Raw genomic sequence first — 19,736 nt, forward strand, 5'->3', positions numbered from 1 at the left:
ACCGCAAGACGCCCTACGCACCGGTACGGCACGCGTTTGGCTACCCGGGAATGACTTAGCGCCGCCGCCCGCGCGGGCTGGGCCGGCCGCGACGCTCGACGCGTCGTGCACGGGCTTCTTCGGCGGCGGCCTGCTCGGCCCGTTCAAGCTTGAGCTTGAGATAACTCTCCCAGCGCTCGCGCGTCAGCGTGCCAGCGGCCATGGCCTCCTGCACCGCGCAGCCGGGTTCCTGGCCGTGACGGCAGTCGCTGAAGCGGCACTCGGCTGCCAGTGCCTCGATATCGGCGAACAGGTCCAACTGCTCCTCGCCGGTCAGCTTGAGCTCGCGCATGCCGGGTGTATCGATCAGGCAGCCACCGCTGGGCAGGCGCAACAGGGCGCGGTGCGTGGTGGTGTGGCGACCGCGGCTGTCGTGACCGCGCACCGCGCCGGTGGCCATGCGCATCTCGCCGAGCAGCGTGTTGGTCAGCGTGGATTTGCCCACGCCCGAGGAGCCCACCAGCACCGCGGTGTCGCCCGGCCCCAGATAGCCGTGCAGCTCGGCGACGCTGGCCGCATCCTTGGCGTTCACGGCCAGAATGGGCGCGGTGTCGGGCAAGCGTTCGCGCAAGGCATCGACGCGTGGGTCGATGCCATCGCCCTTGTCGGCCTTGGTCAGCACCACCACCGGCTGCGCGCCGGAGCCTTCCACCAACGACAGGTAGCGCTCGATGCGGCGCGGGTTGAAATCGTTGTCCAGGCCGGTCAGTACCAGCACGGCATCGACGTTGGTGGCGATGATCTGGCGCTCGTAGCGCTCGCCGGCCGCGGCGCGGGTCAGCGCCGAGCGCCGCGGCAGCACACGCACAATGGTCGGCGGATGGCCCGGCTCCAGCTCCACGAAATCACCGACCGACGGGCGCAAGGATGGGTCCAGCCCGCGCTTCAGGAACTCGCCGGCCGGCTGCGCCGCCAGCACTTGGTCACCATCATGGACCTCGTAACCGGCGCGGTGCTGGGCCACCACGCGCGCCACGGGCACCTCGGGCAGGTCACCGCGCCAACCGATATGGCGCAGGCGCTCGAGCCGGGTCTGATCACTCATGAGGCGGCCACATGCAGGCGGGCGAAGACGGAAGGGGGCGAGATAACAGTCATGGGCGCCGATTATGCCTGCCCCCGAATCGTCATAACACGGTCTGTCGCATGCCTCGCACCGTACGCGCGCGCACTGCTAGCATGCCCCAAAGCGTCCAACCCAAGGCCCGTACCACCATCATGACCCATGCCTGCACCACGCCCAGCGCGCACCTGGCTGATGTGCGCTACGAAATCCGCGGCACACTGGCGCGCCGCGCACGCGAGCTGGAAGCGGCCGGCCATCCGGTATTGCATCTGAACATCGGCAACCCGGGCCGGTTCGGCTTTCGCGCCCCCGACCACCTGGTGCAGGCGGTGGATGCACACTTGCCGCAAAGCGAGGCCTATTGCCAGGAACAAGGCATCGAGGAAGCCCGCGCGGCGATTGCCGCGCAGCAGGCCGCCCGCGGTGTGGCGCTGGCCGATATTGATCGGGTCTTCATCGGCAACGGCGTCAGCGAACTGATCGACATTGCCCTACGCGCGCTGCTCGATCCTGGCGACGAGGTGCTGTTGCCCAGCCCCGATTACCCGTTGTGGAGCGCGGCCACCATCTTGAACAGCGGCCGGCCGCGCTACTACCGCTGCCTGGCCGAGAACGGCCATCTGCCCGATGTCGAGGAAATGGAAGCGCTGATCGGCCCGCGCACGCGCGCCATCGTGCTGATCAACCCGAACAACCCCACCGGCGCGGTGTATCCACGCGCGCTGCTGGAGCAAGTGGTGGCGCTGGCGGCACGGCACGGCCTGATGCTGCTGTGCGATGAAATCTACGACCAGATCACCTACGACCAGGCCCGCTTCCAGCCACTGGCGCCGCTGGCCGGCGAGGTGCCGACCTTGAGTTTCAGCGGTCTGTCCAAGGTGCATCGCGCCTGTGGTTATCGGGTCGGCTGGATGAGCCTTTCCGGCCCACAACGCGACATTGCCGCCTACCGCGACGCGCTGCAGTTGCTGGCCGCCCTGCGCCTTTGCGCCAATGTGACCGCGCAATGGGCCATCAAGCCAGCGCTGGAGGGCCCGGACACCATCGGTGCCCTGGTTGCCCCCGGCGGCCGCCTGTATGAAGCGCGTCGCGCCGTGGTCGATGGCGTGGCCGGCGCCCAGACGCTGTCACTGGTGTCCCCCAGTGGCGCGCTGTACGCCTTCCCGCAGGTACGCGATGAGCTGTTCCCCGACTTCGACGACAGCGCCTTCGCGCTGCGCCTGCTGGAGGAAGCGGGCATCCTGCTGGTGCCCGGCTCCAGCTTCAACGTCGAACACAGCCGGCATCTGCGCCTGACCCTGCTGCCGGAACCGGCGGTGCTGGGTGGGGTGGTCGCGAAGATGGATGCGGTGCTGATGCGCATGATCGAGCGCGTGCCGCCGCAATCGGCCGCCCTGGCCTGAAGCGCATGCATCGCGCATGGTGCCTGGTTGCCGGTCTTGGCCTGCTGATGCTGGCCACGGCCGGTTATGCTGGTGCCATGCACGCACACGAAAAAACCTATCTGGCCCTGGGCGACTCCTACACCATCGGCGAAGGCGTGGCCGAAGACGGCCGCTGGCCGATGCAGCTGGCAAAGGCCCTGCGCGGCGACGGCGTTGATATGGCCGAGCCGCGCATCGTCGCCGTCACCGGATGGACCACCGACGAACTGGAAGCGGGCATGGACGCGGCGCATCTTCAGCCCGGCTATGACCTGGTCACACTGCTGATTGGCGTCAACGACCAGTACCGCGGCCGTCCGCCGGAAGCCTACGACGGTCCGTTCAAGCAGCTATTGGAACGGGCCATCGCGCTGGCCGGCGGCAAGCCCTCGCATGTGGTGGTGGTGTCGATTCCCGACTGGGGCGTCACCGCGTTCGGACACAAGGATGCGCGCGGCCCAGCGCAGATCGGGCACGAGCTGGACGCCTACAACGCCATCGCCGCCAAGGCCGTGCGCGCGGCCGGTGCGCACTGGGTGGACATCACCCCGGTTTCGCGCGAGGCCGGCGACGCACCGGACATGCTGGCCGCCGATGGTCTGCACCCATCAGCGGCGCAATACACACGCTGGATGCGCGTGATCGAACCGACCGCGCGCCGCGTGCTGTCAGGCCACTGACGGCCGGCCGCGCCGCCTCACGATCCCACCCAGTCACTGACACCGCTCAACGATTCGAGCAGGCGCTCGAAACGGCATAGGGCCGGCGGCGCGTTGTCCGGGCCCGGCGCGGCACCGCCCTCGGGGCCGCAACCGGCGCCGTAGTGGCGAATCCGCTTGGCGCCCTTGGGGCCGATCACGGTGATGTAGCTGGTCGGCTGGTCGGTGGCTTTGACCGCGTAATTCTCGTCCAGCGCGTAGATATCCATGCCGTCCACCGCCTTGACCAGGCGCGCGTAGTCGGCCGGTGCCATCTGCCGCTTGTGTACGCCCATGCTGGCCACATGCCGGTGGCCGATGAACGTGACCGAGCCATCGCCCAACACGGTGACCGAATACTCCGGGCAAGCGCCAAAACACGGTCCACGCTCGATGCGCAACACCATGTCCGGTGACCGCGTTGGCGGCGTCGCCGCACTGGCCGCACCCATCGGCAGCGCCGCACACAAGCCCAACATCCAGCCTCGAATCGCCATCTGCGTCTCTCCCAGGGAACGCTTCCGCACAGGCGCCACCCTAGGCCGCGCGCAACCGCACTGCAACGTAAGCGCCACATCGCCGTCAGCGCGGCGCTGGATACTTGCCTCCCGAGCGGAGAATTCCGACCGGGGAGACACAGCCGTGGCCACGCTTCGTTACCGCAGCGCCTTCATTTCCGACGTGCACTTGGGCACGCCCGACTGCAAGGCCGCCTACCTGCTCGACTTTCTGCGCAAGGTCGAGTGCGAGCACCTGTATCTGGTCGGCGACATCATCGACATGCAGGCGCTGTCGCGGCGCCGCTGGTGGCACGAAAGCCACAGTGCCGTGATCGCCGAGATTCTCGATCTGGCCGCGCGCGGCACCCGCGTCACCTATATTCCCGGCAACCACGATGCACCGCTACGCGGCATGGCCGGGCAGTCCATCGGTGGTGTCGATATCCGCTTGGATGCCGTGCACACCGGCGCCGACGGGCGGCGCTACCGCGTCAGCCACGGCGATGAGTACGACCCCGAGCAGGTCGGCCGTGGCTGGCTGCTGTGGCTGGGCGAGGCCGCGCACCGGCTGATCTGCTGGACCAACCGCCGCGTGCACGCGGTGCGTGGCCGCCTGTCGATGCCCTACCTGCCGCTGTCGATCATCATCAAATCGCATGTGCGTCGTGCGCTGGATTACATCCGCGCCTACGAAGATCGCGTCATCGCCGCCACCCGTGAGGGCGGCTACGACGGCCATATCTGCGGCCATATCCATTTCGGCCAGGTGCGCCACGAAGACGGCATCGTCTACCTGAACGACGGCGACTGGGTCGAGCACTGCACCGCGCTGGTCGAGGACCATGCCGGCGCCATGGAACTGATGCACTGGTCCGAACGCCCGGCGCAACTGGGCCGGGCCAGCCGTGAAACCGTGCTGCCCTCGGCCGATACGGGGCTGGCCCTGGCGCCGCTAAGCGCCATGCGCCGCGACCTGTCACGCCTGCGCCACGCCGCCTGAGGCTAGCACCACGCCGGCAGCTATTGAGTTTTGCCGCGGCGACGGCATCTGGAGGGGGAGTACACTTGGCGACCAGCCAGTTTCCCCTTTTTTTGCCGGAGTTGTTCCATGTCCCTTGATCCTGCCACCCGCGAACGCATCGAAGGCCTGCTCGATTCGCACCGAGTGGTGCTGTTCATGAAGGGCGATCGCCAGCAGCCCATGTGCGGCTTCTCCGCCGCCGCCGTCAGCGCGCTGGGCGATGTCGTCAGCCAGTTCCACACCGTCAACGTGCTGGAAGACCCGGAGATCCGTGAAGGCATCAAGGTGTTCGGCTCCTGGCCGACCATTCCGCAGCTGTACGTGGAAAAAGAGCTGGTCGGTGGCGCCGACATCATCAAGCAGATGTACGGCAGCGGCGAGCTGCACGCCCTGTTCGGCGTGGCCGCGCCGGACCGCACGCCGCCGGAAATCACCATCACCGACAAGGCCGCCGAGGCCATCCGCGAAGGCACCGCCGGCGCCCAGGGCGTGGCGCTGCACCTGAGCATCGGCCCGGACCACAGTGCCGGCTTCCAGCTGGCCCCGGCCGAGCCGCACGACATCGTGGTGGTGGCCAACGGCATCGAGGTGCATTTCGACCCGGGCAGCGCCCAGCGCGCCAAGGGCATCGTCATCGACTGGGTCGAGACCATGCAGGGCGCGGGCCTGAGCCTGAAGTTCCCGGGCGCGACCGAGGTCAAGTCGCTGACCGTCAGCGAGCTCAAGCAGCGCCTGGGCGAAGGTTCGGTGATGCTGGTCGACGTGCGCCCCGCCGACGGCCGCGCCCAAGCCGCCCCGGTGCCTGGCGCACGCGTGCTGGAAGAGGAAGGCTACGAGGCGCTGGCCGCACTGCCCAAGGACACCGCCATCGCCTTCATGTGCCACCACGGCGTCTCCAGCCGCGGCGTCGCCGAGCGTTTTGCCGCGCACGGCTTTACCGATATCTACAACGTCGAAGGCGGCATCGATGCCTGGGCCAGCGAAGTCGATACCAGCGTGCCGCGTTACTGAGCCCATGACGCTTCCCCATGAGGGCATGACCGATCGTCACTGGTCGGTCACATCGCCGGCGTGATAAGACAGGTGGGTACGGCCATGGCGCCGCCCACCGTTACTAGCTTCCATGAGAGCCACCATGAAACGACTGCTGCTGATCGCCGCCCTGCTGCTTGCCGCTGCACCGGTGCTGGCCAAGGACATGCCCTACAACACCAAGGCCGACGCCAAGGCCGAGGTAGCCCACGCGCTCAGCGAGGCTAAGGTCAATCACAAGCCGGTGCTGCTGTTCTTCGGTGCCAACTGGTGCCCGGATTGCCGCGCGCTGGCCAAGAGCGTCAAGCATGGCAAGAACGCCAAGCTGCTGGCTCGCCACTTCAACATCGTCAAGATCGACGTGGGCCAGTTCGACCACAACACCAATATCGCCAAGCGCTTCGGCAACCCGATCAAGGGCGGCATCCCGGCCGCGGTGATCGTCTCGCCGCAGGGCAAGGTGATGTTTTCGACCAAGGCCGGCCAGCTGGCCAACGCGCGCCACATGAGCGACCAGGGCGTGTACGGCTTCTTCGAAAAGGCCATCAAGGACAGCCACGCCGGCTAAGTGTTGAAGGCGTTTCAGTCACACCCGAAAAGGGCGCGATGATCGCGCCCTTTTTCATTTCCCTTTCGGAACAGGCCATTGCCCATGACGGCACGACTGCATCACGTGGCCCTGATCGGCTCCGACTACGCGTGCTCGCGACAGTTCTACGTCGAGCAACTGGGGCCGATCCTCGGCCTTCGCGTCATTGCCGAAACCTATCGCGAGGCGCGCGATTCCTGGAAACTGGACCTGGCGCTCGCCGATGGCACCCAGCTGGAGCTGTTTTCCTTCCCCAACCCGCCACCACGCCCCAGCCGCCCGGAAGCCTGTGGCCTGCGCCATCTGGCCTTCGCCGTGGATGACCTGGACGCCACCTGCGCGGCACTGGCTGCCCAGGGCATCGACTTCGAATCCATCCGCATCGACCCGCTCACCGAAGCCCGCTTCACCTTCTTCGCCGACCCCGACGGTACGCCGCTGGAGTTGTACGAGACACGCTGAGCGACCGGGGACGACTGATCGACACGCGTTATAGTGGTCACTTCCCATTCGCAGCCTAACGAAAGCTTGCCATGCACCCTCGCCTCGCCGGCTTGAGTTCTCCTGACATCCAGCAACTGGTTCAGGCCGGACAGGCTCTGGAGGCAGGGCGCGCCGATCTGGCAAGCCAGCGTCTGGCGGCCCTGTCGACACAGGCCCGCCAGCATCCGGAAGTGCAGCGGCTGACCGCCGGCACCCTCAGCGCCAATGGCCGCCATCGCGACGCCATTGCGATGATGCGTCAGGCTGTCGCGCAACGTCCCGACGATGCGCTGTATCACAACACGCTAGGCTCGCAGCTGGGGCACGCCGGCGATTTCGATGCCGCCATCACCAGCTTGCGCAAGGCCATTGCCCTGGACGCCAACCAGGTCGATGCCTGGTACAACCTGGGGGTGATCCTGACACGCGCCGTACGTCACGAAGAAGCCATTGAGGCCTTGCGTGAGACGGTGCGACGCGCGCCTGGTCATGTGCATGCTCAAGCCCTGCTGGCTGACATGTTGCGTACCCAGGATCGCACCGATGAGGCGCGGTCGGTGTATCGCGATGTACTTTCCCGCTATCCGCAGACAGGCATGGCATGGTGGGGCTTGGCCGACTTGCGCCAGAACGCGTTCGAGGCTGACGACATCGAGCGCATGAGTTCGCTGCTGCGTGGCCAATTGGCGGCGCACGATCGCATCGCTATCGGCATGGCACTGGCGGCGGCGCTGGACCAATTTGACCGACTGGATGAAGCCATGTCGGCACTGCAGCAGGCTCACGCCGAGGCCGCGCGTACCCAAACCTGGTCGGCGGACGGCTTTGCGCAGGGTCTGGCAATGGTGGACGCCGCGTTCGCCGGCAAGGTAGCGCAGGCACCCGACGCGCAGGGTCGCGAAGTGATCTTCGTCGTGGGCCTACCGCGCTCGGGTTCAACACTGACCGAGCAGATTCTGGCCACACACTCGCAGGCCGGCAGCGCCGGCGAATTATCCGACCTGCCCCAGGTATTGGGTGAAGAGTCGCGTCGCCGCGGCAAGCCATTCCCGCACTGGGTAAGCGACATGCAGCCAAAGGACTGGCAGCGCCTGGGCCAGAATTACCTCACGCGCACGGCGCGCTGGCGACTGCAGGCAAGTCGGCACATCGACAAGCTGCCCAACAACTGGATCTACATTGGCGCCATCAACGCCATGCTACCTGGCGCACACATTGTCGGCTGTCAGCGCGATGCGCTGGAAACCTGTTTTTCGGTCTATCGTCAGCACCTGAATAACAACGACTATGCGCACCGCTTCGACGACCTGGCCAGCTACTGGCACGTTTGCCGGACACGGCTCGAACGTTGGCGCGAACGCGCACCGGACAGGGTCTACATCCACGATCACGAAGCGCTGCTTGATGCCCCCGAGGCCAGCGTGCGCGCCCTGCTTGAGGCCTGTGACCTGCCCTTCGAGGCAGCCTGTCTGCAACCGCACACACACGCTGGAACGGTACGCTCGCCCAGCGCCACCCAGGTTCGACGCCCGATCGAGCGCGGCCGCACCTGGGCCGATCGCTACGGCGCTCGCCTGGACCGGCTACGTGAAGCATTACGCCGCGTGGGTGCTCAGTCGGCCGAATAACCCCAGTAATCGAGCAGCGGCTGCAGGATTGGCAAGGCCGGTGCCAGCGCCTCGCGGTAGCGATGCCAGCGATTCATGCCCCGCGTATTCACCGGCTCGATGACCTGGGCGTAGCTGGGTGTGGCGATATAACCCTTGTCGCGTGCATGGCGATCAAAATCCAGCATCGGGCCGGCATCGTCCAGACCCAGAAAGGCCGCCAGGCGCCGGGTTTGATGCACAGGATCGGCCACCAACTCCTCGTAGCGCGAGACGAACACCTGCGGCATGAATACCTGCACATGGTGCTGCCAGCACTCAAAGGCCTGCACATAGGCGCGCGCCAGCTGCGCCATGTCGGCGCAGGCCATGGCTAGCACCGCCGAACGAAAATTCTGCATATAGTTGCTCAGCAGCACATCGCAGGGATGACGCAAAGCAAGGATGAAACGCGCGTCGGGAAACAGCCGGCAAATCAGCGGCAGCCACAACATGTTCAACGGATTCTTGTCGACCAGCTGCTTGTCGGGTCGGCGCGAGATCTTGCCGGCGACCATGTCCGCATAGGCGCGGCGCAGCTCGTCACAGTCGGCCTGCTGCAGGCGGGCCATCTCCTCCGGGACCTTCAAACCATGGTCGGCCAGCAGGTCGGCCAGCGCATTGAAGAACGGGCGCTCGTCCATCGACTGAAAATGCGGGTGCGCATCGAGCATCTGTTCCAGAAGCGTGGTGCCCGACCGCGGAAAGCCGACAATGAACACCGGTGACTCGGCCGCGGTCGGTGAGGTCAGCCGAGGCCAGGCCATCATCTGAGCGCGACTGACGCGAGCCACCGCCGCCGGAAGTACAGGTGCTTCCGGTTCGAAACGATGCGGCACGGCCAGCCGGAACTCGCCCATCTGCAGCGCATGCGCCTTCTCCAGAGCGGCCATGGCACCGGCACGATCATCACTCTTGTCGCAGGCCTCCGCCAAGGTGAAATAGTGCCCGTAATCAAACTCGTGGCGTGGCTGCAAAGCCTGCAACCGCTGGCGAGCCGTATCGACGTCGCGTGCACGAAGTGCCAACGTGGCGCGCTGGTGAGCCCACTCATTGGCGGCAACGGGGTCCAGCTCGGGATAGGTGCGCTTGATTTCATCAAGCAGGTCACTGGCCTGCTCGCGATGATTCATGCGCTCGTGCACGCTGGCCAGCAGCAGACTGACCTTGAGCTCGTCCGGATGTGTGGCGCGCAAGCCTTCCAGCAGCTCGGCCGCCGCGTGCGCATCACCGAGGGTGACGTGCAGATCCGCCAGCTCGAATATGAGTTCGGGATCATCCAGTGGCCATTCGCGCCAGCCAGCGATCAGCTGCTCGGCACGATAGTCGCGGCACAACGAACAGGCGCGTGCAGCGTGAATCACCGTGGCAGGTGAGTCATCGCCCAGGGATAGTGCCCGCAACAGGGCGTCACGCCCCTCGACATAGGCCTGTCGCTCGACCAGCAGGTCGCCCAAGTTCGCCCATTGCGCGGCGTTGCCCTCATCCAGCGCCACCGCTAGTCGATAGTGCGCCTCGGCAGCCTGAGCATCACCCGCCTGACGTAGCGCCGTGGCGTAATTGCCCTGGTGCACACTGTCATTCGGATGGCGCCGCGCCAGCTCGGCATAGTACTCCAGCGCCGTATCGGCATCACCCTTCTGCTGCAGTGCGATGGCCAGCAGAAGTCGGGCCTGGTCATTGTCGGGCTCCGCCTGCAGCAGGGCCTGCCCACGCGTGATGACAGCACCGGTATCACCGCGTTGCAGGGCCTGCACGAGAAGGGAGAGATCGGAAGCGTCAGCCATGATGCGCAAGCTTACGTGGTGGCGAGTCGTGCGCCTATGCGAGCGCACCAACGGAAAAGAAAAAGGCCGCGCGAGCGAACCCGCGCGGCCTCGGCTTACATCATCCCTGGATGGATGATACGACCCACCTTAGAACTTGAAGGTCAGGCGCGCCCAGTAGTAGCGACCCAGCATGTCGAAGTCGCTGGGATCGGTATTGGCGTTCAGCGAATTGTTCGCGTACAGCATGGGCGGCTGCTTGTCGAAAACGTTGTTCACGCCCAGGTCGATGCGCGTGTGAATCGGCTTGATCTCGTAGCCAACCTGCACATCGTTGTACACAGTGGCGCCGTAATCATAGTAGATGCCATCCAGATACGGACCTGCCGGATGCACATCCTGGGTCGGCGACTTGGAGCCCATGCGGAAGCCACCGATGTAACGCATGCGCCAGGAGGCTACCCAGTTGCCCATCTGCCAGTCGACGAAGCCCTTGCCGCGCCAGCGCGGGAACAGGCACACGCCACCACCGCTCGGACAGGTGGACGCCTGCGCCGAACCATAGGTCTCGAAGTGGCCGGCATCGTGGTAGACCACGTTGCTGTCCTGACCCGGCGCGGTCTGCTGGTCATAACGCTGCAGATAGGTCGCATCCAGGCCAAGCGTGAAGTGGCCATAGCCAAATTCCGGCACGCGATAGCGGAACGAGCTGTCGATACCCTGCGCGTCGGTGCGGCCCAGGTTGCCGGTCGGCTCGACGATCTGCGTGATCTGACCCGGATCGTTTGAACCGGCCGGGTTACGTGTGATCAGGCCACAGAAGGCGGTCTGCCCGGCATAGCACTGATTGAGCACCGTCTGTGCACCAATCGTGGTGACGGTGTTGTTCAGATAGATCTTCCAGAAGTCCACCGTCGCGCTCAGGCCCGGTGCCCAGCTGGGCGAGTAGACCAGGCCCCAGTCGAACGACTTGCCGCTCTCGGGACCCAGGTTGAAGTTCGCATACTGCGAACCGGACTGGATGCCCTTGATCTGCTGACCCAACGCCACATCGGTATTGGTGAAACTGCCATCGGTGGGCACGCCCACGCAGGCCGGATTGCCGCCACCGGTATAGCCGTCGCACGGATCGGAACTGAGCTTGGGGGCATCACTGATCGGCGCACCATACACGTCGGAGATAGTCGGCGCACGGAACACCTCGGCCACGGTGCCGCGCAGCAGCAAGCTCTGTATCGGTCGATACTCGACCGCGAACTTGGTGTTGTTGGTGGAGCCGAAGGTGCTGAACTTCGAATAGCGGTCACCGATATCGACATTCAACGAGTAGACGCCCGGCATGTCGGCCAGCACTGGCACGAACAGCTCGCCGTAGGCCTCCTTGACGTTGTAACCACCCGACAGCGGCGAGGAGCACTGGCTGCCCAACGTGCAGTTGCCCGTGGTCGGGTCGATCTTCAGCAACGGGTCGACCATCGCATTGGTGTATTCCTTGCGATAGGACACGCCCAGTGCCAGCTGCGCGGTACCGGCCGGCAGATTGATCAAGCCGCCGTTGGCTTCGGCGCGGTAGATGCGCTCGATGGCCAGCTGATTGCTGATGGCCGGCACCGCGGCCGCCTGCAACGCCGCCACAGAGTTCGGATCGCTCAGGTCGAACGGGTTGAACGGGGTGCAGCCAGAGGCACCACTGTCGCAGACCACCTTGCCGCTGGCATCCATGTGCGACGGACCCAGGTCGGCATTGATCATGGTCTGATTGGGCAGACCCAGCGTCACCAGATTCTGGCTGATGTGGCCGTAGTCCATGCCCACGTCCCAGGCCCAGTCCTGGTCGAGCAGGGAGAAGTTGCCCTTGAAGCCAGCGCTGCCCTGATCGACTGTGGTGCCGTAGTTGGCGGCACGATCGCCCACCGACTCCAGGCGCGCCCTGTAGTCCAGACCACTGCTGGAGAACTCCTGGCCGAACGGGTTGTAGTAACTATCGGCCGAGATCACCGCTCCATACAGCGAGCCCAGCAGCGCCGGAGCGATCTGGAATGAGGAGGTGGTCTTGGTGTGATACAGGTTCATGTACGCGGTGACGTTGTCACCGATGTTGTAGTCGGCATCGACGAAGAAGCTGGTGCGCTCCTGCGGCGTCATCAACAGGTTCACCGAGGCATAGTTGTACTTGTCGCTGTTGCCGAAGCAGTGATAGTCAGTGTTCACGTTCTGGCCACTGGCACCGGCGTTGGCAGCGACACGACTGCAACCGTACTGCGCCGCCAGCGAATCAGGCAGCTGGATGTTCAGATTGGGCGGGAACGAGGAGCCACCGATATACGAATAGATCGGCGTCTGGCTGGAGCCAAACAGGGAAATCGCATTCTTGGAGAAGTCGCGCTGGCTCTGCTCGACCGCATCGGTCTTGTTGTAGCTCAAGCCACCAAAGATCGAGCCCTTGTCACCGGTCTGGCCGAAGGTGAAGGTGTAACCCTTCTGCGTACCGTCACCACGCTGCGACTGCCCGAAGGTGGTGGTGATTTCGGCGCCCTTGTAATCCTTGCGCAAGATAAAGTTGACCACACCGCCGATGGCGTCTGAACCGTAGGTGGACGAGGCGCCGTCGGTCAGCACTTCGACACGCTCGATCATGTTGGTCGGAATCGAGTTGACGTCCGAGCTGATCACGCGATGACCATTGACCAGGATCAGCGTGCGCTGCGAGCCAAGACCACGCAGACCAATGGTGGAGGAACCGTCACCACCGCCATTGTTGACCTGCGGATTGGTCACACCGCCGGTCACCGCCGGCAGGTCCTGCACCAGATCGCCCAGCGTGGTCTTGCCGGTCGCCTGGATCTGCGCGCGATCGAGCGTCACCACCGGGTTGGAGGTTTCCATGTCGACGCGGCGGATATGCGAACCGGTCACCACCACCGTCTGGATATTCTGCGGATTTTTCTGGCTGCTGCTGTCGCTGGATGTACCGCTATCCTGCGCGAACGCCGGCATGGAAGCGCCGACGGCAATGACTGCGCCCAGCGACAACGCAAGGCGTACCGATGAAGAAAGCTTGTTGGCCCCGAATTTCATTTAGAGTGACCCTCCGTTTCAGAATGTAGGCTGCTTTTCGCCCATTTCGCTCACTTCCCCCTGTGAACGCTCGACCCCATCGCTAGCGCTGCAAGGACACACACGATTCGAAGGCCAGCGGTATCCCATGCACCGCGACTGTCGGCGGCGAAATCGACCGTAGGCATTTATGACTGTGTGACATAACGTTTACGCTATGTCAACAAACTGAAGCATCTCTTTATGCCTACTCAATGCCCATCTCACCAACCGGCGCCCGTGCTTTTCGGTACCCGGTTGCGGCTGCGAAACCCGCATCCCTCGGATGCGGCCGCATTGCTCGCAATGCACGCAAACCAAGAAGTCATGCGCTACTGGAGCACCCCACCCTGGACGTCGCTCACGCAGGCGCACGACTGGCTTGAACGTGCCTGGCAAGGTGCGCAGACCGGACAGTCTTACAGTTGGGTAATTTCATCTCGCGAGGCACCGGATACCCTGCTGGGTACCTGCGCGCTGTTTGCCATTCAGCCGGGGTGCCGCCGCGCGGAAGTCGGCTATGGTCTGGCGCGTCCGCACTGGGGCCACGGCTACGCCACCGAAGCCATGCAAGCGGTGGTCACCCATGCCTTCGGCGCCATGGACCTGCGCCGACTGGAAGCGGACATTGATCCGGACAATCACGCCTCACAACGCGTGCTCGAGCGACTGGGATTCGTCGAAGAAGGCTATCTGCGCGAACGCTGGGAGGTTGACGGCATCGTCAGCGATTCCCGTCTGTTCGGCTTGTTGCGGCGAGAATGGCGCGCGGGCAGCCAGCCGACATGAAAAAGGGCGCTGGAAACCCCAGCGCCCTTTCAAGTCGTCCAGTCGTGACCAGATACCGGCCGGTTCAATCGTCTTCGTCACCGCCTTCGATGTCTTCCTCAAAGCGCAGGTGCTTGACGCTACGGCCATGCCGACGCACCAGCTTCAGCGCCTCAATGCCGATCTGGATATGTGCCTGCACATACTTCTCGGTGACCTTCTTGTCACTGGCCTCAGTCTTGACGCCTTCCGGAATCATCGGCTGATCGGAGACCAGCAGCAGCGCGCCCGTGGGAATGGCGTTGGCAAAGCCGGCCGAGAAAATGGTTGCCGTTTCCATGTCGATGGCCATGGAACGGGTCTGACGCAGGTAATCCTTGAAGTCCTCGTCATGCTCCCAGACGCGACGGTTGGTGGTGTACACCGTGCCGGTCCAGTAGTCGTGACCCAGGTCGCGGATCATGGTTGAAACACCTCGCTGCAGCTGGAAGGCGGGCATCGCCGGCACTTCGGGCAACAGGTAGTCGTTGGAGGTGCCTTCGCCACGAATGGCAGCAATCGGCAGCACCAGATCACCGATCTGGTTCTTCTTCTTCAGCCCACCGCATTTGCCCAGAAACAGCGCCGCCTTGGGGCGGATGGCCGAGAGCAGGTCCATCACCGTGGCAGCATTGGGGCTGCCCATCCCGAAATTGATCAGGGTGATGCCGTCGGCCGTTGCGTTGGGCATGGGCCGGTCGCGGCCCTGCACTTCAACGCCGTGCCACTCGGCGAACAGGTCCACGTAGTGACCGAAGTTGGTCAGCAGGATGTAGTCGCCGAAATCTTCCAGCGGGGTACCGGTATAGCGCGGCAGCCAATTGGCTACGATCTCATTCTTGTCTTTCACGCGTTGTCCTTTCCATCAGGGTCAGGCACCTGCCTGACCTAAAAGCCGGAGACGCCACTCCGGCACATTGCCACTTTGCTTATCATTTCCATTCTACGCGCACTTGCGTGACGGTCCCAGTGCTGGTGATCCGGCAATTTGCTTGAGCTTCAAACGTCGCCTCGCACAATGGGCGCCACTCGCGCCTGCGCCTGCTCAAAGGGATGTGCACATGCTGCTGATCTGCTTGATCGCCCTGATCGTGCTGCTGGGCCTGGCCTTTATCGGCCGCGGCTGGCTGGCCTGGGTAAGCGCCAGCGCCATCCTGCTGGCCGGCACCTGGCTTACCGGCATCGAATGGCCAGCGGCGTTCACGCTGTGCCTGGCCGCCTGGTCCGTACTGGCATTGATCACCGGTTGGCGGCCCTTGCGACGCGCGCTGTTCGCGCAGGCCCTGATGCCCAGGGTGACCACGGTGCTGCCCAGGATGGGACCGACCGAACGCATCGCGCTGGAAGCGGGCACGGTGTGGTGGGATGCGCAGATTTTTTCCGGCATGCCCGACTGGAAGGTGCTGACCGATTTTCGCTGCCGCCCGCTCGATGCACGCGAACAGGCGTTCATGGACGGACCGGTAACCCGTCTGTGCGAGATGCTGCACGAATGGGACGTACAACAGCGTCGCGACCTGCCGCCGGAAGCCTGGGAAATGATTCGCCGCGAGCGCTTCTTCGGCATGATCATCCCCGAATCCTACGGCGGCCTGGGTTTTTCCGAGGTTGGCCACTCACGCATCGTCACGCGCATCGCCAGCCGCTCGATTGCCGCCGCCGTAACGGTGATGGTGCCCAACTCGCTGGGCCCGGGCGAACTACTGCTGCACTACGGCACCGATCAGCAGAAGGACTACTACCTGCCGCGGCTGGCCGATGGCCGCGAGATTCCCTGCTTTGCGCTGACCGGCGCCGAGGCCGGCTCCGACGCGGCGGCCACACAATCGACCGGCATCGTCGAATACGGCGAATGGGAAGGCGAGCGTGTGCTGGGCATGCGCCTTAACTGGTCCAAGCGCTACATCACGCTGGCGCCGGTGGCCACGCTGATTGGCCTGGCCTTCCGGCTGAAGGATCCGCACGGTCACCTGGGAAACACCGAGGACCTGGGCATCACCTGCGCGCTGCTGGCGCGTGACCTTGCCGGCATCGAGATCGGCCGCCACCACGACCCGATGGGCGTGCCATTCGCCAACGGCCCGATCAAGGGACGCGATGTGTTCGTGCCGCTGGAGTCGATCATCGGCGGCCGCGCGCAGATCGGTCACGGCTGGCGCATGCTGATGGAAAGCCTGGCCGCCGGCCGCTCGATTTCGCTGCCGGCGCTGGCCGTGGGTGCCGCGCAGATGGCCACGCGTATCTGCGGGGCATACGCCACGGTACGCGAGCAGTTCGATACACCGATCGGCCGCTTCGAAGGCATCGAGGAACCGCTGGCCCGGATTGCCGGCATGACCTACCTGATGAGTGCGACGCGCACGCTCACCTGCGGCGCGCTGGACGCCGGCGAGCGTCCGGCCGTGCTCGGCTCCATCGCCAAGGCGTATCTGACCGACGGCATGCGCGAAGTGGTCACCGATGCCATGGACATCCGCGCCGGCGCCGGCATCCAGCGCGGCCCGCGCAACAGCCTGGCCGGCATGTGGTCGGCCATTCCCATCGGCATCACGGTGGAAGGCGCGAACATTCTCACCCGTTCGATGATCGTCTACGGCCAGGGCGCGATCCGCTGCCATCCATTCGTGCATCCGCTGATCGAGGCAACCGCCGAGGAAGATGCCAAGGCCTTCGACCGCGCCCTGTTCGGCTACGTCAACTTTATCGCCACGCGCAGCGTGCGGGCATTTTTACTGGGCCTTTCCGGCAGTCGCCTGGCGCGTGCGCCCGACACCGCCGATGTGCACCGGTTCTACCAGCACCTGTCGCGCCTGTCGGCCGCTTTCGCCGTGATATCGGACCTGGCCATGGGTACGCTCGGCGGCGCATTGAAACGACGCGAGAAGATTTCCGGCCGACTGGCCGATGCGCTGGCCTGGCAATACCTGGCCGCGGCCTCGCTCAAGCGTTATCACGATGAGCCCAAGCTGGCACCGCATTACGACCTGGCGCGCTGGGCCGCCGCCACCGCACTGTATCGCACCCAGGAAGCCCTGCTCGGCGTGCTGGAGAACCTGCCCATGCGCGGCGCAGCCGCCTTGGTGCGCGCGATCACCTTCCCCACCGGGGGACGCTTTCGTCCGCCATCGGATCGGCTGGGGCAGCGTGTGGCGCGCGCCATTCTGGAAGACAAGGAGGCACGCCTGAACCTGACTGCCGACATCCACGTGCCGGGTCCGGATGATGCCGGCCTGGGTACGCTGGAAGCGGCGCTGGACAAGGCCGTGCGCGCCATTCCCGTGGAAACCAAGTTGCGCGATGCCGTGCGCGACGGTCGGCTCGATCACGCGCCGCCGGACCAGCTGGACGACCTGGCGCTGGCCGCCGGCATTATCAGCGAAGAGGAATACCAGCGCCTGGACGAAGCCCGCGAGGCGCGCATGGAGGCCGTGCAGGTGGATGCCTTCGACGCCGACACCTATCGGCAGTTGCGCTGAGCGCGTCCATACGCCGGCGCACGTGTGTGACGCGGGTCACGGGCATGCTAGTGTGCGCGCAGACGACCAGCCCGGCCTTGACGGCCATGGAGGCAAGCGATGCGCATCGGTCTCGTCATGGATGCCTCATGCGATCTGCCCCGTCAGTTCATCGAAGCACACCACATCGAGATCCTGCCGATCACGGTCCGTATAGACGGCGAAGCGTTCGTCGACCAGCGCGACCCTGACGAACTTCGGCGCTTCTTCGACGAGCAACTGGGCAGCCGCTCGCATGCGGCCGAAACCGAACCGCTGTCGGCCGACGAGATCCACGCGCTGTTTCTTGAACGCCTGGCCATCGAATACGACTGCGTGTTCTGCCTGACCATCACCGCCTCGCGTAGTCCGATCCACGACAACGCCACGCGTGCCAGTTTCGCCGTGCTGAAGGACTACCGCACGGTGCGCCAGCGGGCGGGTGTGACCGGGCCATTTCTGATGCGCGTGATCGACACGCAGTCGCTGTTTGCCGGTTCCGGCGTGGTGGTGGTGGAAGCGGCACGCCAGATCGACGCCGGTCACAATCCGGCACAGATCCGCGAACGGCTGGAATACGTGGCCCAGCGCAGCTACGCCTACGCCCTGCCACGCGATCTTTACTACCTGCGCGCTCGCGCCAAGAAGAAAGGCGACCGCAGTGTCGGCCTGTTCGGCGCCGCCCTAGGTTCGGCGCTGGACATAAAGCCGCTGATCCGCGCCCATCACGGCGAAACCGGCCCGGTCGGCAAGGTGCGTGGCTTCGAAACCGGGGTGGAAACCCTGATTGAGCACACCATCGAACGCATCCGCGCCGGCCTGCTGGTTCCGGTAGTCACCGTCAGCTACGGCGGCGCCCTGGAAGAGCTGCCGGCGATGCCCGGTTACACGCGGCTGCGCGAGGTCTGCATCGAGCATGAGATCGAACTGCTGGAAAGCCCGATGAGTATTACCGGCATGGTCAATGTCGGGGAAGGTGGCCTGGTGATCGGCTTTGCCAGCGAGCCTTACGAGGCCCACTTCTAGGCCCTTCACCAGCCCGGCGTAGTATGAAGCGATGAGCGCAACCTTGGCCCTGATCGGCGCCTTGATGCTGGCCCCGCAAACACAGCCGGCGCACACGGCTTATCGCTGCGTGGACGCTTCGGGCCATATCGCGTTCCAGGATCATCCGTGTTCCCGCCACGAGCGTCAGCACAAGCTGAGCCTGCATCATTTCGATGACCCGGCGCCGGCACCGGCCAGCACCGCGCCACCACCAGCGCCGGTTCCGCCTGCCAAGCCGTCCGCAGCACCGGCCACACCAACGCCAGCACCGCCGCCGGTGCTCTGGCGCTGCCAGCGCGCTACCGATGGCAAGTCGTACGTCAGCTGGCACGGCCCCACCCCGGCCTACCGGGCGCCGCTGGGCATGCTCGATGCCTATCAGAATGACCTCGGGCAGATCTATCGCCCACATCAGCTGCCTGCCGGCAGTGTTGCGACTACCGGCATTCGCCCCGGCATGGTGACGCCCGGCATGATCGGCAGTCGCTACGTCTGGGTGCAGGATCGCTGCCGGCGCCTGTCGCGCAGCGAGGCCTGCCAGGTCATCCAGCACGAGTGGGACGCCACCCAGGAACGCATTCGCAAGGCGTTCGAAAGTGACCGTCCGCCGCTGCAAAAGCAGGCCGAACACCTGCGTCAGGCCATGGCCGGTTGTGGGCGTTGATCAATTATTGCGCAATGTCATGCAAGCGGCTGTCACCCATAGCGTTTTAGCGCTTGTCCACAGGGTTGCCCCAAGGCTTCCCACAATCGGTGTGGATAAAGCCCCAGTCGAATGGCGCTGCAGCGGGGACGTGCACCATGAATCAAGCACTTTGCGAACACTGGTCATCTTTTGATCAAAGCGAGTAAAGCCGCTGTTTAGCAAGGTGTTTTCAAGGTTTTCCACAGGCTTTTCCATGGCTTGATTCACAACCGGTGTGGAAAACCGCGCCAGGCGGTTTGCCACGGACCGATGCCCGCCAACTTGAAGAACGGCTGCTTAAATCTTGATCAATACACTGCAAGTGGCCGCCGTATAAAGAGCT

Annotated in this window: 16 protein-coding genes and 1 pseudogene; 11 read left to right on the forward strand and 6 right to left on the reverse strand. The window is 64.7% G+C overall.

Annotation, left to right across the window (positions count from 1 at the left end):
- Nucleotides 1-55: 55 nt before the first annotated feature.
- Nucleotides 56-1,084, reverse strand: a complete 1,029-nt coding sequence (gene rsgA, locus HBF24_RS14875) for a ribosome small subunit-dependent GTPase A (RefSeq protein WP_167174522.1) — start codon at nucleotides 1,082-1,084, stop codon at nucleotides 56-58.
- A gap of 173 nt (nucleotides 1,085-1,257) precedes the next feature.
- Here rsgA and HBF24_RS14880 point away from each other — a divergent pair, with 173 nt between their 5' ends.
- Both HBF24_RS14880 and HBF24_RS14885 read left to right on the forward strand, forming a co-directional pair.
- Nucleotides 1,258-2,508: an aminotransferase class I/II-fold pyridoxal phosphate-dependent enzyme gene (locus HBF24_RS14880; RefSeq protein ID WP_167174643.1), complete on the forward strand. Its 1,251-nt coding sequence runs from the start codon at nucleotides 1,258-1,260 to the stop codon at nucleotides 2,506-2,508.
- Between the two features lie 77 nt (nucleotides 2,509-2,585).
- A complete protein-coding gene (locus tag HBF24_RS14885) occupies nucleotides 2,586-3,209 on the forward strand; it encodes an SGNH/GDSL hydrolase family protein (protein ID WP_167174645.1) in 624 nt (207 codons plus the stop codon).
- A 17-nt stretch (nucleotides 3,210-3,226) separates the two neighbouring features.
- Here the strand turns inward: HBF24_RS14885 and HBF24_RS14890 are convergent, their stop codons facing one another.
- Nucleotides 3,227-3,754, reverse strand: coding sequence for a DUF6438 domain-containing protein (locus tag HBF24_RS14890; protein WP_167174525.1), 528 nt, complete (start codon nucleotides 3,752-3,754; stop codon nucleotides 3,227-3,229).
- A 115-nt stretch (nucleotides 3,755-3,869) separates the two neighbouring features.
- Here HBF24_RS14890 and HBF24_RS14895 point away from each other — a divergent pair, with 115 nt between their 5' ends.
- The 5 genes from HBF24_RS14895 (at nucleotide 3,870) to HBF24_RS14915 (ending at nucleotide 8,480) form a co-directional block, all read left to right on the forward strand.
- Nucleotides 3,870-4,727, forward strand: a complete 858-nt coding sequence (locus HBF24_RS14895) for a UDP-2,3-diacylglucosamine diphosphatase (protein WP_167174529.1) — start codon at nucleotides 3,870-3,872, stop codon at nucleotides 4,725-4,727.
- A 108-nt stretch (nucleotides 4,728-4,835) separates the two neighbouring features.
- Complete coding sequence (gene grxD, locus HBF24_RS14900; protein WP_167174532.1) at nucleotides 4,836-5,759, forward strand: Grx4 family monothiol glutaredoxin; 924 nt, start codon at nucleotides 4,836-4,838, stop codon at nucleotides 5,757-5,759.
- 124 nt (nucleotides 5,760-5,883) lie between these two features.
- Nucleotides 5,884-6,348, forward strand: coding sequence for a thioredoxin family protein (locus HBF24_RS14905; RefSeq protein ID WP_167174536.1), 465 nt, complete (start codon nucleotides 5,884-5,886; stop codon nucleotides 6,346-6,348).
- 84 nt (nucleotides 6,349-6,432) lie between these two features.
- Nucleotides 6,433-6,831 carry a VOC family protein gene (locus HBF24_RS14910; protein ID WP_167174539.1) on the forward strand — a complete coding sequence of 133 codons (399 nt, stop codon included), beginning with the start codon at nucleotides 6,433-6,435 and terminating at the stop codon, nucleotides 6,829-6,831.
- Between the two features lie 71 nt (nucleotides 6,832-6,902).
- Entirely contained in the window at nucleotides 6,903-8,480 is a 1,578-nt protein-coding gene (locus HBF24_RS14915; protein ID WP_167174542.1) for a tetratricopeptide repeat-containing sulfotransferase family protein, read from the forward strand.
- Here the strand turns inward: HBF24_RS14915 and HBF24_RS14920 are convergent.
- Both HBF24_RS14920 and HBF24_RS14925 read right to left on the reverse strand, forming a co-directional pair.
- Nucleotides 8,465-10,285: a tetratricopeptide repeat-containing sulfotransferase family protein gene (locus HBF24_RS14920; protein ID WP_167174546.1), complete on the reverse strand. Its 1,821-nt coding sequence runs from the start codon at nucleotides 10,283-10,285 to the stop codon at nucleotides 8,465-8,467. The genes HBF24_RS14915 and HBF24_RS14920 overlap by 16 nt on opposite strands.
- A gap of 129 nt (nucleotides 10,286-10,414) precedes the next feature.
- Nucleotides 10,415-13,342, reverse strand: coding sequence for a TonB-dependent receptor plug domain-containing protein (locus HBF24_RS14925; protein ID WP_167174549.1), 2,928 nt, complete (start codon nucleotides 13,340-13,342; stop codon nucleotides 10,415-10,417).
- A 222-nt stretch (nucleotides 13,343-13,564) separates the two neighbouring features.
- On the opposite strand from HBF24_RS14925, the gene HBF24_RS14930 reads away from it, so the two are divergent.
- The gene (locus HBF24_RS14930) at nucleotides 13,565-14,149 is read left to right on the forward strand and encodes a GNAT family N-acetyltransferase (RefSeq protein WP_167174552.1); all 585 of its coding nucleotides are present in this window, start codon (nucleotides 13,565-13,567) and stop codon (nucleotides 14,147-14,149) included.
- Nucleotides 14,150-14,213: 64 nt separating this feature from the next.
- Here the strand turns inward: HBF24_RS14930 and HBF24_RS14935 are convergent.
- A pseudogene (locus HBF24_RS14935) lies at nucleotides 14,214-15,033 on the reverse strand (AMP nucleosidase).
- Between the two features lie 195 nt (nucleotides 15,034-15,228).
- On the opposite strand from HBF24_RS14935, the gene HBF24_RS14940 reads away from it, so the two are divergent.
- The 3 genes from HBF24_RS14940 to HBF24_RS14950 all read left to right on the forward strand — a co-directional run bounded on the left by HBF24_RS14940 (nucleotide 15,229) and on the right by HBF24_RS14950 (nucleotide 19,372).
- The gene (locus HBF24_RS14940; RefSeq protein ID WP_167174558.1) at nucleotides 15,229-17,643 is read left to right on the forward strand and encodes an acyl-CoA dehydrogenase; all 2,415 of its coding nucleotides are present in this window, start codon (nucleotides 15,229-15,231) and stop codon (nucleotides 17,641-17,643) included.
- 99 nt (nucleotides 17,644-17,742) lie between these two features.
- Entirely contained in the window at nucleotides 17,743-18,687 is a 945-nt protein-coding gene (locus HBF24_RS14945; RefSeq protein ID WP_167174561.1) for a DegV family protein, read from the forward strand.
- Between the two features lie 31 nt (nucleotides 18,688-18,718).
- Complete coding sequence (locus tag HBF24_RS14950) at nucleotides 18,719-19,372, forward strand: DUF4124 domain-containing protein (RefSeq protein ID WP_167174565.1); 654 nt, start codon at nucleotides 18,719-18,721, stop codon at nucleotides 19,370-19,372.
- Here the strand turns inward: HBF24_RS14950 and HBF24_RS14955 are convergent, their stop codons facing one another.
- Nucleotides 19,373-19,657, reverse strand: coding sequence for a hypothetical protein (locus HBF24_RS14955; RefSeq protein ID WP_167174568.1), 285 nt, complete (start codon nucleotides 19,655-19,657; stop codon nucleotides 19,373-19,375).
- Between the last annotated feature and the right edge of the window lie 79 nt (nucleotides 19,658-19,736).

Origin of the sequence: Oleiagrimonas sp. C23AA (genome assembly GCF_011759385.1) — a bacterium.
In the GTDB taxonomy this organism is placed as follows: domain Bacteria; phylum Pseudomonadota; class Gammaproteobacteria; order Xanthomonadales; family Rhodanobacteraceae; genus Oleiagrimonas.

What these genes read in the sequence shown, in the direction of transcription:
- HBF24_RS14910 (WP_167174539.1), top strand. Translation starts at nt 6,433, where the DNA reads ATGACGGCACGACTGCATCACGTGGCCCTGATCGGCTCCGACTACGCG.
- HBF24_RS14880 (WP_167174643.1), top strand. Translation starts at nt 1,258, where the DNA reads ATGACCCATGCCTGCACCACGCCCAGCGCGCACCTGGCTGATGTGCGC.
- HBF24_RS14945 (WP_167174561.1), top strand. Translation starts at nt 17,743, where the DNA reads ATGCGCATCGGTCTCGTCATGGATGCCTCATGCGATCTGCCCCGTCAG.
- HBF24_RS14920 (WP_167174546.1), bottom strand. Translation starts at nt 10,285, where the DNA reads ATGGCTGACGCTTCCGATCTCTCCCTTCTCGTGCAGGCCCTGCAACGC.
- HBF24_RS14925 (WP_167174549.1), bottom strand. Translation starts at nt 13,342, where the DNA reads ATGAAATTCGGGGCCAACAAGCTTTCTTCATCGGTACGCCTTGCGTTG.
- grxD (WP_167174532.1), top strand. Translation starts at nt 4,836, where the DNA reads ATGTCCCTTGATCCTGCCACCCGCGAACGCATCGAAGGCCTGCTCGAT.
- rsgA (WP_167174522.1), bottom strand. Translation starts at nt 1,084, where the DNA reads ATGAGTGATCAGACCCGGCTCGAGCGCCTGCGCCATATCGGTTGGCGC.
- HBF24_RS14930 (WP_167174552.1), top strand. Translation starts at nt 13,565, where the DNA reads ATGCCTACTCAATGCCCATCTCACCAACCGGCGCCCGTGCTTTTCGGT.
- HBF24_RS14940 (WP_167174558.1), top strand. Translation starts at nt 15,229, where the DNA reads ATGCTGCTGATCTGCTTGATCGCCCTGATCGTGCTGCTGGGCCTGGCC.
- HBF24_RS14905 (WP_167174536.1), top strand. Translation starts at nt 5,884, where the DNA reads ATGAAACGACTGCTGCTGATCGCCGCCCTGCTGCTTGCCGCTGCACCG.
- HBF24_RS14885 (WP_167174645.1), top strand. Translation starts at nt 2,586, where the DNA reads ATGCACGCACACGAAAAAACCTATCTGGCCCTGGGCGACTCCTACACC.
- HBF24_RS14915 (WP_167174542.1), top strand. Translation starts at nt 6,903, where the DNA reads ATGCACCCTCGCCTCGCCGGCTTGAGTTCTCCTGACATCCAGCAACTG.
- HBF24_RS14950 (WP_167174565.1), top strand. Translation starts at nt 18,719, where the DNA reads ATGAGCGCAACCTTGGCCCTGATCGGCGCCTTGATGCTGGCCCCGCAA.